This window comes from Desulfobacter sp. (assembly GCA_028768525.1).
Taxonomy (GTDB): Bacteria; Desulfobacterota; Desulfobacteria; order Desulfobacterales; family Desulfobacteraceae; genus Desulfobacter.
This window is the reverse complement of record CP054837.1, coordinates 1145516-1159696: the sequence shown is the minus strand read 5'-3', so window position 1 is coordinate 1159696 and position 14181 is coordinate 1145516. Positions and strand designations below refer to the sequence as shown.

The window sequence follows — 14181 nt, the reverse complement described above, 5'->3', positions numbered from 1 at the left end:
AGTCGAGTAAACATGGATTATTTTTTTTAGAACCAGATAATAAGCTCGCCCATTCCTGTATCATACATGGCTCAAAATCAAAAATAATATTGGTCAATAAATAATTTAATAGCAGCCTCATATCCAGGCGCCTGGCTCGAATTGCTATGCCCGGCATCCTTTGCGATATACAGGGACACAGCATCGTGTTTAAAGCTATTTTTTAATTCCTTGGCAAAATCAAGTGGAAACCGCCGGTCCTTTTCGCCGTGGATCATCATTACAGGCATATTAATGTTCTGAGCAATTCGAGCTGGGCTGTAATGATCCAATTTCCCTTTATAATAAATATTTAGCCAGAAGAGTATTGTCGGGCCGAATAAATATCCGAAAAGCTTATTTGCCCATCTGTAGAGGCTGAGCAGTGCTTTTTGGGTTCGGGCATATGATGCTTCAAGAAAAAGTAATTTGATTTTTTCAGCATGGTTGGCGGCTGCCATGATTGCTCCTGCCGATCCGGCAGAATGCCCATAGAGGGAAACCGGTTCTCCCACCCAGTTTATAACGGTTTCAATATCTTCAGCAAATCGGACGGCGTTCATCATACGTTTCGGGCTCGAATTCCCATGATCTCTTGCACTGTGAATCACAGTGCTGAAGCCCCACTTGGCGAATATCCTTGCTCTTCCCACCATCCTGTCCCGATTTCTCCCCCATCCGTGAGCAAATACAATAATCCCTTTTGGAGTCTCTGGCGGATCTATTCTCCACACCTCAATAAAACCACCGTCAACAGCAGGGATAGTGATGTCGGTAATTTTACCCCAGTCCGGCGGATCTTCCACAGGATTTCGAGGAAACTGACTTACAGCATAGGCGAACATAATTGACAAAAGCAGATAGATAAAAACCATTGCGCAGACAGTGATAAACACAGGCCGGTTCCTTTTTAAATATTTTCAAAAACCAATAACAGACACCATAAAATTAAGCTGTTTTAAACATGCGTTATAGTTGCAAACAAGGTCGTATGTGCATGAAACGTTTGTCAGATCAGTCCACCCTTCCCACTTTCATATTTATTTTCCGTATCTGAACACTATCCAGGATGGCGTTCAAATTTTTTATCATCTCAGCTTCTAAAAATCGGAACTGCATCATGTGACTTGAACTGGCGACCCGGACGATCAGAACACCGTCTTTATAGGCCTGGGGTTTGGCAGAATCGGCAATGAACGGCCCTACAGCATCTTTCCAGCAACTCCATATTTGATCCATGGCTTGATTCTGTTTCGGGCGCATTTTGGGAAGAAGCCTATTTAAGATGTCTCCTACAGACCTTGGAGCTAAGGTGCTTTCTTTTCTCAAATCCCGGCCCAAATGATAGCGCATTTCTTTGCGGTATTTGTTGCTCATTTTAGATGCCTGCTTTTCCTTTTAAAAACTTGATCCTCATGTCATCCCAAAAATTATTTCCCGGATAATACTCCATGGCTTGGGGGCGCCGCAACTCTATTTCCATGAAAACCCACTAAGTATTTATCAGAACAATTTAAAAATGATAGTGAAAGCTGTCAGCCACAGGTTTAATGGCTTAAAATCAACTCAGCGGTGCGGGCCGCTTTTTCAAATGCCCTTGTCTCATTTTTGATATCTCCTTCATCCATCACACCACAGGCCCGGACCAGGTGATTGTCCGTGAAATTGTGGCGTCTGAAAAAGGCGTCATACTTGGGAAAGATGTCGCTGAACAGCGCTTCGTCCGGATGGGCCTGGGTAAGCACCATGATCAGCTTTTTTCCGGGAGTGAGCCGGGTGATCAATGGATTGGTGATAAAATCGGGACGGTAATACGAATAGGTTCGGTCAATGAATGCCTTGGCCTGGGAGGTGACATCTCCGTAGTAGACAGGGGATGAGATGACGAGCACATCGGTCTGTCTAACCGTTTCAAGGACCGTGGCCATATCATCTTTGAGGATGCATTTGTCCGAAAGGGTGAGACATTTTCGACAGCCCTGGCATCCCCGGTAGTTCAGCGTGTTTAAATAATAGGTCGCGATCGAGTTTTCAGGTGTTGCAAGTTTTTGTAACAGGTGATCGGCAAGGGTTGAGCTGTTGCCGTTTTTTCTCGGGCTTCCTTTTAAACAGGTGATTTTCATTTTTTCTTCTCCTTGTTCATCACAATGTTTGGGTATATCTGCTGTTGGGCTCTATGGTATGATGAATCCGTTTTTAGCCCAATGACCGGAGATGTGGATTAATTGATAAATCACGCAGCAATGGGGATGGTGTGAAATCAAAAGGAGGAAGAATGGACTTTGAAGTGTCCATGTCGATAGTGATTCAGTTGTTGCGGTATGCCTCGGCTAAAGGGATCGATTCAGCAGAGATTCTCAGGGCTGCCGGTCTTAACCCCGGCCTGGCAGAATCTCCGGATCAAATGATAGGTATCCGTGATTACAACCGGATCCAGGAGGCGGCAGCCGGGATGACGGCTGATGATTATTTCGGTCTGCATATGGGCGAATATGCAGTGCCGGCCAGTTGGAATATGGTGGGGTATATCATGATGAATTGCCCAACCCTGGGCAGGGCAATTGAAAAATCATCCGAATATCATGAAATAGTGGGGAGCATGATCCGGGTGGACTGCCGGGTGAAGGATGGCCTGTGTTTTCTGGATATCGTTCCCACTCAGGGCGCTTATGGTCATACGCAACATTGCTATGAGGCGATCATGTCAAGCACGGTCAGAATTATCCGATCCCTGATCGGAGACCGCTTTTCGCTGGACCGCGCCGGTTTTGGCATTGAACGGCCGGAGGATACCAGCGAATACAGCAGGGTATTCGACTGTGATCTGGAATTTGGCGCTTTGGTTTACTATTTAGCCTTTGATAAAGCGTTTCTTGAACAACCGGTGATCCAGTCGAATTCGGGAATACTGTCCATTCTGGAACAGCATGCCGGACGGTATCTGGGTGAATTGAAGCAGTCAAATGCCGTGACCCGGAAAGTCAGCCGGCTGATCGTTGAGAAGATGCAGGGCTCAGATTTTGGGATCGATTCCGTAGCCGGAGAGCTTGCCATGAGCGTACGAAGCCTGCAGGAAAAACTTAAGGCGGAAAACACGACTTATTCCGGGATCTTACGGGATGTTCGTGAAACTCTTTCAAAAGAGTATCTCAGCCACAGTCCCTGTTCGGTTTCCGAAATTGCTTATATGATGGGGTTTTCCGAGCCCGGTGTTTTTGTCCGCAGTTTTAAGAAGTGGACCGGCACTACTCCCGGGGCTTACCGAAATTCTTTTCGCTCTTAAGACGGCTGAGGTTCAACCCTGTGTTTGGTGGGGCGGGGTTGACCCACTGGTTGAATTAAGTGGGAATCACTTTTGAAAAGATTCCATTTTTTGCCTGTATGTCCCAAAAGAGCGATATAGAAAAGAAAACGAAAAATAAACCAGCCTGCCGCTCAGATTAAAACTCAATACATGAGGATATCAACTCCCTAAAGCCGATCAGGCTATATAATAAAATCGTCGTAATTGCCCCGTATCAGCTTTGTTCTGTTTTCCTGAAAGGGAAATTTTAGAACCCTCTCGACTAGCTAATTGACATTAATTAATAATGTCGTATTTTCTGATTAGGGCCTCTTACTTTCCACCACCTGAAAGTTCGAGTCCCCCCGCCAGTACTGCCCCTTTTGTGTAACATCAGGGGCGGTATCCTGTTGTACCGATGTTAATTTGCTTTCAGGCATAGAGGACGGCCCATAATTAGACAGACCTTTCTTGCATCCCGGGCGCAATAATTCCATTATGTTTTTCATTGTCTGGATTCAGCCCGTATGCGAAGGCCCGGTTGTTGATACCACAAGTTTGAGAAAAATAGGGTAACACTCCCTAAACCCGTTGATATTTCCGGTCTGCTTTTTTATTTTGTACCGCGGATATTGCTGGTCGTTGAATTTGTCGGAGAAGGAGGGGAAAAAATTATGACCCATGAAATATATTTTCTTTCCATCCATGATCAGTATCTCACAAAGATAATAGAGGGGACTAAACTATGGGAATTCAGGGTGAATCCCCGGTTCGGCGTGCTGACAGAAGGGGAGCTTCAAAAGGGGGACCTGGTGTTTTGTCTCGGGACCTTTCCCGGGAATGTGCCGGCCCCGAAGATCAGGTGCCTTTGCCGGGTGCTGGATATTTTGCGAAATGAGGAAGTAAAGGCCTACTTTGGAGAGGAGCACTCTGGTAATTGGAGGGCGTCCGGTTGCCAGGGGGGATGGGAATATTTTAAGGAGAATATTCTGGGAATCTATTCGACAGCGATCCGGGTTGAGGCATTTGAAATTCGGCCTGCTTTGGATGTATCTATTATCCGCCATCGAATCAAGCAACAACGGGTCTGGAAGGGCAGGGGGGTTACGCCTGCCAGGGCGTTATACCGATATGCAGTGGACGGAGTTTGTGTCCAGGAGTATTTTCGGGCCATTGCAGACGGGGTACTGAAAACGGGGCGGGACGCCCCGTAGCCGTTCTATTGACTCCGCCTTGAAGGCCGAACCCGGGCCGGTTGGCGTTTGAGCTTACACACAGTGATTTTTATCCAATGCCTGTTTCAGTGGGCAGTTTGCGTCAAGGGCCTGTCCCCGGCGGTATACTTTCAAAATTTCCATTGATTTTTCAGCCAGATGTTTTCTTATTTCCCGCCTTTTCCCCTTTACCCGCGGCACTTTCATTGAATCATAGGCGGTTGTCTTGTGGCGCATCCAGGCAATGACGGCCGCCCGGGCCCGTTTTTCAATGGGGATGCGCTGGGTTCTGGCAACTGTTCCGCTGCCCACAGGAGTTGCATGGGCCGTGATGATTTCCCCAAGGTGTTTTGCCTCTTTTTCATACCTGGGATGGAAATCCAAAAATTTGACAACCTGGTCGTAAAAGTCACGTACATAGGCCTCCTGTCTGGCCTGGCGCCGGGATAGAGCCCGTTCCCGTTCCTTGGCATATGCCGGTGCTGCCCTCCGGGCTTCAACTTCCCGTTGTGATGACAGGATGTGGTCTGCGGGGGCCCATACCCCTTTTGATATCAGTCGTCTGCGCTGTTTTATCTGGACCACCCACACCGGTCCCTTTGATTTTACCCGTCTGGTGACAGCGGCATCTCCTGCGGGCAGAAACGCCCACCCCTCAGGTGGTGTCAGTTTTTCCCCGGACGCTGACTGCAGCGTTCCCTCTGCCTGACCCGGTGAAACATTTATATGGTCATGCGCCATGGCATCTGCCTTTCCCTTCAATTCGATCTCTTTAATACTGGTCCCCGCTGGACTCGCTAAAACCAGCTTACCATGTCAGTATCTTCCTGTTTGGTCAACCCTGCGGGGTCTATGACCTTGACTCTTTATGTCCATTGCCTCGGTCGTTTGGTGCAAAATGAATCCATTGTTTTTAACCGGGAAAATTTTGCCCGGGTGGTAATACATACTTGGGATGTCATAAAACTGACGGTTATTTGCTCTGAAAAATAAAGAATAATATCTTCTTTCCTTTCCTTATAATTGTTGTGATTCCAATGGGTTGCGGCGGCCGTCTGGGTGTTGATGATGCAGGCCCATTATAATGGCACCTTTCATGCAGCTTATATTCTTATTTTATTTATCAGGAATCAATAAACGGGGGAAAATTGGGAACAATATCCAAGGCATTAGAAAAATCTGGGCAGCATTTTGAGTCGGGCTATACAGCCATGGATGGCAAGAACACAGTAGATGATATGCCACATCATGATTGCACTCTTGTCATTGAAACGGGCCTTGGGTATCTATCGGGTGGCGCAGAACAGTCCCCGTCCTTTAGCGGCTTTTATTTCCCAGAGGAATACCAGAAGAAAATTTCCTAGAAATCACAGCACAAAGCGTCTGCGAAAAGGGCATTGCAGACCAAGAAAACGGCCTGAGATGCACCTATGAGGTTCCAGCCGCTTGAAGCACGACTGTCCCCCATGAAATAAAGAAAGTGTGCGCGCCGCCTGCTTTGGCGCACACGGCCGGGATAGAAGGGGTGAACCGGATTATTATTTGCTAATAAATTTTTGTCCTGACAATGAGTTTGGGAAATATTTTTTTCTTGAAAAAGGTTCTGACTTCCTTGGCGCTCTCTTGAAACAAATACCATTCAGACTGCTCAAATTTTCCGGGATTAAGTTTTATATATTTGTTTTCCTTGGAGTGGACAGGCCTCAGTGTTAATTCCTTCCAATGTTTATAGGAAAGGTCTGCTGCAGGATTCGCTGTTCTGGAAATGGCATCAAAATCGTCCCCGTGCCCTTTTTCCTTTGCTAGTATGGCCTTGTATTTTGCCGCTTTTTCATCATCAATCTGTCCCGCATCAATCCCCAGCTGGCCAAGGATCCTGGGGATTTGCCTGATGGCGGTCAGAAAAACTTTTTGATTGTTCCGTGCCACATTTTTATCCTGGGCATCCGTATAACTCCAGGTGCGCCACATGTCATCCGGATAGGTTAAGGCCTCTCCATGGCCGATCGCAGGCAGGACATTGGCCAATACCCCCAAGTCGAATTCGTTTTTGCTATCAAGATCTGAGATGTCGTTATGCCTGCAATAAAGCCCCATGAACCCTTCATGGGTGTAGGTGTCAACGAGGATGTGCAGAAGAATGCCAACCAGAATATTCTTTTTTGTTTCAGAGCAGTCAGGGGCTTTAATCTGTCTGCCTACAAATTTGATCAGTGCATTAACATTGTCTGTTTCCGGTCTGCACACCCCATCGTCATCCGGGAAAAAGTGAAACGGCATCCAGATATTTGACGCATCCCTGCTGTCAATATTGTCCGGGTCTAAATGTTCGTGTGCCGTGACAATGGGGTAAAAGAGGCGGCCATCATCAAAAACGATCAGCTTATCTTCCTTGAAATCGTCGACTGCTTGGGAGGCGGTGGCGATCATGTTCGCCTGGCCTGAAGGGATGCCAATATCGGTTAGTACTGCCTGAACACCGTTAAAGTGGAAAGATTTCCCAGCCATGATCGCCTCCTTGCCTTAATGTTGAAAATAGATTCTTACTCCATACCAGACAGAAATAGATGATGTAAATCAGGGAATCCCTGATTTTTCAGCATTTTTTATATTGGTAATTTAAAAAATCAGGATCTAATGGTCCTCCCTGACCGGTCTCCTGTAAATTCATTATCCTTCAGGGCAAATTTGCCGTTGACCATGACGTGGGTGATGCCGGCAGCATATTGGTGAGGGGCAAGGTAGGTTGCCCTGTCCATCACCTTCTCCATGTCAATCGTCACAAGGTCCGCATAAAAACCGGATTTAATCTCCCCCCTGTCTTTCATGCAGAAGGTTTTGGCCGGCAGCGATGTCATGGACCGGATACAGGCGGAGGCATCAATGAGTTTGTCTTCCCGGCAGAATTTCCCCAATTTTCTTGGAAAGGTGCCATAGGTCCTGGGGTGGGGGGTGGTCATGCCCTTGGGCACTGTCCAGCCGTCTGATCCGGTCAATATATAGTCCCTGGTCATAATCTCTTTAACCACGCTCATATCCTGCGCAAAGAACACCCCTATGGGCACGCTGTCCCCACTTACCAGATCGGTATAGATATCGGCCGGGGATTTGTTTTCCATTTCGCCGATTTCAGCCAGGGTTTTTCCTTCATAGGCCTGATTCTCATTGCACATGGTGATCAGTATTTTATCCGCTCCCATATACGAGAAGACCTCCAGAATGGCTTTTTTTACCTGACTCCTGCCTTGTCTGGTTTTGTATTGATCTTTTATCCCCTGGGCCGCCCTAAAGGCCGGGGGCATGAGAATGGAAATAATGGTTGAGCCCGCAGCATAAGGATATTGGTCCGCCGTTATTTTCAGTCCCTGGGCCCTGGCCCTTTCGATGGGATCCAGGATCAGGGCGGCTGAGTTGCCGTTGAAGGGGGCTGCCAGTTTAAGGTGGGAGATTTCGACCCGTACGCCGGTTTGCCGCCCGACCTCTATTGCCTCCTCAATGGCCTGTTCGACCCAGATTCTGCCTGTAGCAGGGTTCAGGGCACCGGATTCATTCCGGATATGGGTGGCATATACCCTTCCGTACCTGGCCACGATCCGGTTGAGTTCGATCAGTTCTTCGGGCGGGGTTAGCAGGCCCGGCGCATATTCGAGGCCGGTGGACACCCCTATGGCCCCTTTTTCCAGTTCCGCTTCAATTCGTTTCTTCATCAATGCCATCTGGGACCGGTTCAGTTCGGCGGGCTGGTTCGGGCCGAAGAGTGCCTCCCGGATGACGCCGTGGGGGGCCAGGTGGTAGACATTGGTGCCAAACCCGAGGCGGTCGAGACTGCCATACCATTGGTCGATATCCCCGAATCCCCAGCCGCAGTTGCCTGTGACCACCGTGGTTACGCCTTGCCCTATATAGTTGCGGTTGCCCTTCCAGCTTGGCATGATCCAGGACAGGTGGCGCTTCCATCCGGATTTGATGAATGTAAGATCACAGTGGGTGTGGACATCAATGAAGCCCGGCATGACAGCCAGTCCCTCTGCGTCAATGACCTGGCCGGCGGGGGCGTCAATGGATCCTGTTTGAATAATTTTGTCCCCCTTTATGCCGATATCGGTGATCACCGGCGCGTTGCCGGTACCGTCGAATACCAGTCCCCCTTTTAACACCGTGTCGTAGGGGAAGCTGCCGGATTCCCCGCAGCCGGACAGGCCTGTCGATAGAAGCGGAGCCGTAGCAATGCCAACAGAGGTTTTAATTGATGTTTCAAGAAATTGCCGCCTGTTTATCCGCTTTCTGACATCCGTCATTGAATTGCTCCTTTCGCTGACCGGTTAATAGGGAATTCTTTACGTTTTCCATCTTTCTTGCTATGCTTTTTCCGCCCCCTTTGATGGCCTCCTTTACCCAATCGGCCTGGGTTTGAGTCCTCAGGATCATTGAAAAAGGGCGGCTTTTTTATGGTAGTCTGAAATCCTCAGTGCAGGGTCCGGGCCGCCGCTACGCAGGAGATTAAAAATGAAGATGGTGTATGTCAATAAAAAACATCAATGCCGAAGGGTGACGTTAGATGAAACCGAGAACCGGTTCTGGGTAAAGCCGAATCTCAGAGAGCGGTTGATAGAGAAACGGATGGTTGGTTTTGATTTAAATCAGCTTGAATCCATAAAAGAAATGCCGGCCATTGCCGGTAAAATTTCTTCACCCCTTCCCCTGGTTTATCTGTTAATGGTGTTCAAAGATAAGCGTCAGGTGGCCATCGGCGTGGATGAAAAGGGGCTCGGCGCCATTACAGCGGCGTTGGAACTCGCCGGGCAAAGAGGGGATGACGCTTCGAATTCTTTGGTTTACACACCGCTGTAAAGGAGGGCGGGTAACCCCCTTTTGCTGCCGATGGAACCGAGCCGGTTATAGTTTGCCCAGGGCCTGATCCAGATCTGCAATCAGGTCTTGTGCATCCTCTATGCCGGTGGAATAACGGATCAGACTCTCGGGAATTCCCATGGCTGCCCGCTCTTTTTGGGAGCATTCCACGTGGCTGGTGGTTGCCGGGGGGCCGACAATGGTTTCAACCGCCCCCAGGTTGGCGGCCGCATGAGCAAAATTCAAATTGGGCAAAAAACGTTTAACCGCATCGAAATCATTTTTTCTAAGCATGAAACTGAGCATGCCTCCGAAGCCTTTCATCTGCTTTTTAGCGATGTCATGGCCGGGGAAGGATTCAAGGCCGGGGTAAAAGACCTGTTCTACTTTGGGATGGGAAGATAGGAATTGTGCGATTTCCATGGCATTGGCGTTTTGGCGTTCCACCCGCAGTGCCAGGGTTTTCAACCCCCGGATCATGAGATAGGCGGCCATGGGGTGGAGGGTGGCCCCGTTAATTTCCCTGAAATGGTAGATCTGTTTTACCAGGTCTTTTCTGCCGCAGGCCACGCCGCCTAAGGCATCGGCATGGCCGCCGATGAATTTGGTGGCCGAGTGGAGGACCAGATCTGCGCCAAGGGCGATGGGGTTCTGGTTAATTGGGGTGGCGAAGGTGTTGTCCACCATCACAATGGCCCCGGCTGCCTTACCTGCCGCTGACAGTCGGGCAATATCGACAATTTTCACCGTGGGGTTGGTGGGGCTTTCAAGGTAGAGAATCTTGCAGCCCCTGGCCACTTCCCGTTCAACCGCTTCATGGTCCGTGGTGTCGCAAAGGGAGACCTCGATATTGAACCGGGGTAAAAATTCCTGGAAAATTCGGTTTGTCCCCCCGTAGGTGTCTTTCACGGACACGACGCGGTCCCCGGGGGAGAGCAGGCCAAACAGGGTTGAACTGATGATGCCCATACCCGTGGCTGCCGAGGTGGCGGCCTCGGCTCCCTCAAGCTGCCGCATTTTTTCCTCAAATACGGCCACCGTGGGATTGGTATTCCGCCCGTAAATATGGCCGGGTTTCTTCTCAAGGGCCACCTGCTGCCATTCATCCACATCCCTGTAGCCGAAGGATACGCTGTGAACGACGGGCACCTGGGTGGCACCCTGCATGAGGTATTCTTCTTCTCCGGCCCATATGCATTGGGTGGATTTTTTTATCTTGTTTTTATCTGTCATTTGTCATCTCCTTTTCTATCATGGGTCAGTGAAAGCGCGTTACCGGTTTTGATTTCGGAGAGCACCAGGCTGGTGACAATCTGGGCCACCCCCGGGATGGCGGACAGCCGGTTCCGCATGAAATGCTCAAGGGCCCTCCGGCTCTGGAATACGGCCTTGATCAGGTAGTCCCATTCCCCGGTCAGGTAATGGCATTCCATGACGTCCGGGAACGCGGCCACCTTTTTTTCAAATCCTTCGATATCCGATTCTGCATGGTCCCGCAGGCGGATATGGAAAAAGCAGGCGAGTTCATATCCCAGTTCCTCATAATCCAGCCGCACGGTAAATCCCTGGATCACACCGGCCGACTGCAGCCGCCTGAGCCGGGCATGGGCCGCCGGCTGGGAAAGATTGATCCGCCTTGCCAGCTCATTGTTGCTGATCCGGCCGTCCTGGAGGACTTCCCTGAGGATCGCCCGATCTGTCTCGTCTAATTTGTTTAATTTTTTTTTCAGCATGGCCACCTCAAATTTTATATACTATATTTTATATATACTTAAATATTTTTTGTATATCATATTAAATTAAGAATAATTCAAATTTATTTTTAGAAAGTTATTAAATTATTCATAATGGTGCCCGGGCGGGCAAAAAAAATGGAAATTTTACAATCCAACGGCGTCGGGAGCAGGCTGTTTTAATGAAACGTTCAATTTTACTAGAGTGAAAGCAGGCAGTTGTGGTATGGTATTTTCCCTGTAACCTTGAAAGGAATGGAAAATGAAAAAAGAAATTCTTGCCGGATGGACAGCAAACCTGCCCGTGGCGGTGAGCGTCATGTCATACGGCAGCGTGTTGGGGGTGCTGGCGGCCCAGAAGGGCATTCTCTGGACCCAGCTGCTTTTCATGAATATCACCGTATTTGCCGGCTCTGCCCAGTTTGTCATGGTGGACATGTGGACCGCTTCCCTGCCCGTGGCGGAGATTACGGCAGCGGTTCTGATCATGAACCTGCGGTATCTGCTTATCGGGGCGTCCCTGCGGCCTGTATTTTCCGGGCACCGTCTGTTCCATAAAATGGCGGTGATGCATTTTGTGGCAGATGAGAACTGGGCCGTGACCATGGCGGCCCATCGGAAAGGGGGGACCAATACCCTGTTCCTTTTTGGGGGCGGTATCTGCCTGATGGCGGCCTGGTCTGCCGGCACCCTTCTGGGGCACAGGCTGGGCGCCACGATACAGAACCCCGAAGTCTACGCCCTGGACTTCGCCTTTATTGCTGTGTTCACGGCCCTGGCGTTTTCCATGTGGCAGGGCCGGCGCAATCTTCTGCCCTGGCTGGCTGCGGCCGGTCTGGCCGTTGGCGCTGAAGCCTGGCTGCCCGGCAAATGGTATATTCTCATCGGGGGGATGGGCGGCGCTTTGGTACAGGCATTGATGTACAGGGAGGCGGACCATGGATGCACTGAATAGGGAAACCCTGGTATTTATCACCATTGTCTGCGCCGCCCTGGTGACTTACGGCCTTCGCATCGGCGGGCTGCTGCTCTCCGAGCGCCTTCCTTCCACCGGCCGGTTCAAGATTTTTATGGATGCCCTGCCCGGAACCCTGCTGCTCTCTCTGATCGCCCCGGGCATTGCCGCAGCGGGCATGCTTGGCGGAATAGCCGCCCTGGCCACGGCAGTATGCACCCACAGGACAGGGAATGTTTTTCTGTCCATGGTGGTGGGAATGGGCATTGTGGCAGGGGGGCGGGCCCTGTTCTGAATCCATGGCCGCCTAAACGTTTTTAGGGTGGCCGTAACGCCCGGATTACACCGGGCATTCACCTGTGGGTGCATGGACGGACAAGGGTGATGGCCCCACCCCTGATTTGGAAAATATCAAGGGAATCCAGCGGTTCCCCCCGGGGGTCAAATCCGGTGGTGCACGTCAGGGCGGAGAAGCGGTTGACGCGGCTGATTTCTTCGGCCAGCTGCCTGCCTGAGGCCTTGCTCTCGGCAATGATCGGGGCAATGGACGATACGGCTTCGTATGCGGCGGCCTGGATGTAGCCGGGAGGAGAGCCGGTCTCTTCCGTGAATTGCCTGATGAATTCCGCCGTCTTTTCCTTTTCCGGGTGGAAACCGTCTGTGAACACCGCATTTTTCAGGTAGGCGGCAGCCTGGAGCAGCTTGTCCGTATGCCAGAGGTTGGTGCCCATGAGAATGACATCTGAAATGCCGTGATACTTCAGCTGTGGGGCGATCATGGCAGCGGTGTCCGGACTGTCCGGAATGAATAATACATTGAAATCTGTTTTGGCCCGGTATATTTTGTTCCGCTCTTTTCTGGGGCGGGAGGAGATGTCCCTGAACCGGCCGTCCTTTCCCTTTGCCCGGTAGCCTTTGATCAGCGATTTGATTTGGGGTGAAAAATCCGTCTGGCCGGGGCTGTACCGCTGGATATCCGTTATACGGCCGCCCATGTCCGGGATCTGTTTTTTGAGCGCGGAGACAAAGGCGCTGCCGTAATCGTCATCGGGGTAGAGGGCGGCAAATTCACGGCGGCCGTATTTTTCCATGATAAAGGCGGCACTGCTTCTGATCTGCTGCTCGGGAAAAAGAAAATGCCGGAAGATCATGGGCGAAATTTCCGGGATATCAGGGGCCTGGGAGAGGAGAATCATTGGGATTTCCAGGTCCCGTGCCTGTTCCGCCGCCGCCCTGGCGGTGACCATGGGGCCGATGATGCAGGCAGCGCCTTTTATTTTTAATTCTTTCACGGCCCTGGCCGCCTGACCGGGATCCGATGCCGTGTCCATGATGATGAACCTGAGATCATCCCTGCCGCTGATTTGCCTGTAATAATTGATTCCGCCTAGGGCCCTGCTGCCGCCGGTTTTATAATATCCGGTCAGGGGCAGCAGGATACCGACGGCCGGGGTCAGGGTCTCCGGCCGGCGGTTCAGGTCCGCCGTGATGGATCTGGCCGCTGGCGTATATGTGTCCTCGGGGAATTTCTTGATAAAGGATTGGTACAGGGCTCGGGCCTCCCTGGGGTTGCCTGCGTTGGCCTTTGCCGCTGCAGACTGAAAGAGAAGTGCCTTTTGTATACGGGGCGGGGCTGTTTTTTCCAAGATAAAGATAATATTGTCGGCGGACATATGGGCCACAGATGATACGGCTTTTGAAAGAATCCGGGAAAAATCTTTGCGGGGGCCGGCTTTTTCGCCTGCCCGGACAAAGAAATAAAAGGCGTTCACTTCTTTACCTTCCGCCATATATATATCGCCGATCAGTTCCAGGGCCTTTGATTGCCGGTCCCGGGAGCAGGGAAACTCGGCGATGTGTGACGCAATGGCCAGGGCGGCGCTGAATCGTTTTTTCAAGACCAGGGCCTCTGCCCGGTCAAATTTTCGGTCCTGGAGGGCGCAAGGGGCGCTTGATGGAACAATTGCCGGGGCGGGGGGCGTGTGGTGTTCCGGCGGCCGGTGGGCGGGGCGGATGCCTGAACTGCAGGAGGCCACGATAAATGCCAGAAAAATTAAGGCGGTACCTGCGGCTGTCCGGGGGGGCAGGAGAGGGCAGGTACAGTGCATGGGCTCCGGTTCCGGACGG

General features: G+C 50.8%; 15 protein-coding genes. 6 read left to right on the top strand and 9 right to left on the bottom strand.

From position 1 onward, the window contains the following. Positions 1-77: 77 nt before the first annotated feature. From HUN04_05290 to HUN04_05280, 3 genes are all read right to left on the bottom strand, one after another. Positions 78-893: an alpha/beta hydrolase gene (locus HUN04_05290; GenBank protein ID WDP93170.1), complete on the bottom strand. Its 816-nt coding sequence runs from the start codon at positions 891-893 to the stop codon at positions 78-80. A 139-nt stretch (positions 894-1032) separates the two neighbouring features. Further along, positions 1033-1395 (bottom strand): DUF721 domain-containing protein, encoded by a 363-nt coding sequence (locus tag HUN04_05285; GenBank protein WDP89173.1) that lies wholly within the window; start codon positions 1393-1395, stop codon positions 1033-1035. A 170-nt stretch (positions 1396-1565) separates the two neighbouring features. Next, on the bottom strand, positions 1566-2141 hold the full coding sequence (locus HUN04_05280) for a flavodoxin family protein (GenBank protein WDP89172.1): 576 nt from the start codon (positions 2139-2141) through the stop codon (positions 1566-1568). Positions 2142-2293: 152 nt separating this feature from the next. Between HUN04_05280 and HUN04_05275 the strand changes: the two genes are divergently transcribed. Both HUN04_05275 and HUN04_05270 read left to right on the top strand, forming a co-directional pair. Further along, a complete protein-coding gene (locus HUN04_05275) occupies positions 2294-3301 on the top strand; it encodes an AraC family transcriptional regulator (GenBank protein ID WDP89171.1) in 1008 nt (335 codons plus the stop codon). 674 nt (positions 3302-3975) lie between these two features. Further along, positions 3976-4515, top strand: a complete 540-nt coding sequence (locus tag HUN04_05270; protein WDP89170.1) for a hypothetical protein — start codon at positions 3976-3978, stop codon at positions 4513-4515. 54 nt (positions 4516-4569) lie between these two features. Here the strand turns inward: HUN04_05270 and HUN04_05265 are convergent, their stop codons facing one another. Further along, the gene (locus HUN04_05265) at positions 4570-5256 is read right to left on the bottom strand and encodes a DUF2293 domain-containing protein (GenBank protein WDP89169.1); all 687 of its coding nucleotides are present in this window, start codon (positions 5254-5256) and stop codon (positions 4570-4572) included. 407 nt (positions 5257-5663) lie between these two features. Here HUN04_05265 and HUN04_05260 point away from each other — a divergent pair, with 407 nt between their 5' ends. After that, entirely contained in the window at positions 5664-5879 is a 216-nt protein-coding gene (locus HUN04_05260; protein ID WDP89168.1) for a hypothetical protein, read from the top strand. 181 nt (positions 5880-6060) lie between these two features. Here HUN04_05260 and HUN04_05255 read toward each other — a convergent pair whose 3' ends face one another. Together HUN04_05255 and HUN04_05250 are read right to left on the bottom strand one after the other, a co-directional pair. Beyond that, entirely contained in the window at positions 6061-7023 is a 963-nt protein-coding gene (locus tag HUN04_05255; protein WDP89167.1) for a hypothetical protein, read from the bottom strand. A gap of 119 nt (positions 7024-7142) precedes the next feature. Beyond that, the gene (locus HUN04_05250) at positions 7143-8813 is read right to left on the bottom strand and encodes a D-aminoacylase (protein WDP89166.1); all 1671 of its coding nucleotides are present in this window, start codon (positions 8811-8813) and stop codon (positions 7143-7145) included. Between the two features lie 208 nt (positions 8814-9021). Here HUN04_05250 and HUN04_05245 point away from each other — a divergent pair, with 208 nt between their 5' ends. Continuing rightward, a complete protein-coding gene (locus tag HUN04_05245; protein ID WDP89165.1) occupies positions 9022-9366 on the top strand; it encodes a hypothetical protein in 345 nt (114 codons plus the stop codon). 45 nt (positions 9367-9411) lie between these two features. Here HUN04_05245 and HUN04_05240 read toward each other — a convergent pair whose 3' ends face one another. Further along, positions 9412-10599, bottom strand: coding sequence for a cystathionine gamma-synthase family protein (locus tag HUN04_05240; protein WDP89164.1), 1188 nt, complete (start codon positions 10597-10599; stop codon positions 9412-9414). Continuing rightward, complete coding sequence (locus HUN04_05235; GenBank protein WDP89163.1) at positions 10596-11099, bottom strand: Lrp/AsnC family transcriptional regulator; 504 nt, start codon at positions 11097-11099, stop codon at positions 10596-10598. Before HUN04_05235 ends, HUN04_05240 begins: the two co-directional genes overlap by 4 nt. A 262-nt stretch (positions 11100-11361) precedes the next feature. Between HUN04_05235 and HUN04_05230 the strand changes: the two genes are divergently transcribed. Together HUN04_05230 and HUN04_05225 are read left to right on the top strand one after the other, a co-directional pair. Continuing rightward, complete coding sequence (locus tag HUN04_05230) at positions 11362-12054, top strand: AzlC family ABC transporter permease (protein ID WDP89162.1); 693 nt, start codon at positions 11362-11364, stop codon at positions 12052-12054. Beyond that, positions 12038-12349, top strand: coding sequence for an AzlD domain-containing protein (locus HUN04_05225; protein ID WDP89161.1), 312 nt, complete (start codon positions 12038-12040; stop codon positions 12347-12349). Before HUN04_05230 ends, HUN04_05225 begins: the two co-directional genes overlap by 17 nt. 58 nt (positions 12350-12407) lie before the next feature. On the opposite strand, the gene HUN04_05220 is transcribed toward HUN04_05225, so the two are convergent. Further along, entirely contained in the window at positions 12408-14162 is a 1755-nt protein-coding gene (locus HUN04_05220; protein WDP89160.1) for a penicillin-binding protein activator, read from the bottom strand. Positions 14163-14181: the final 19 nt, after the last annotated feature.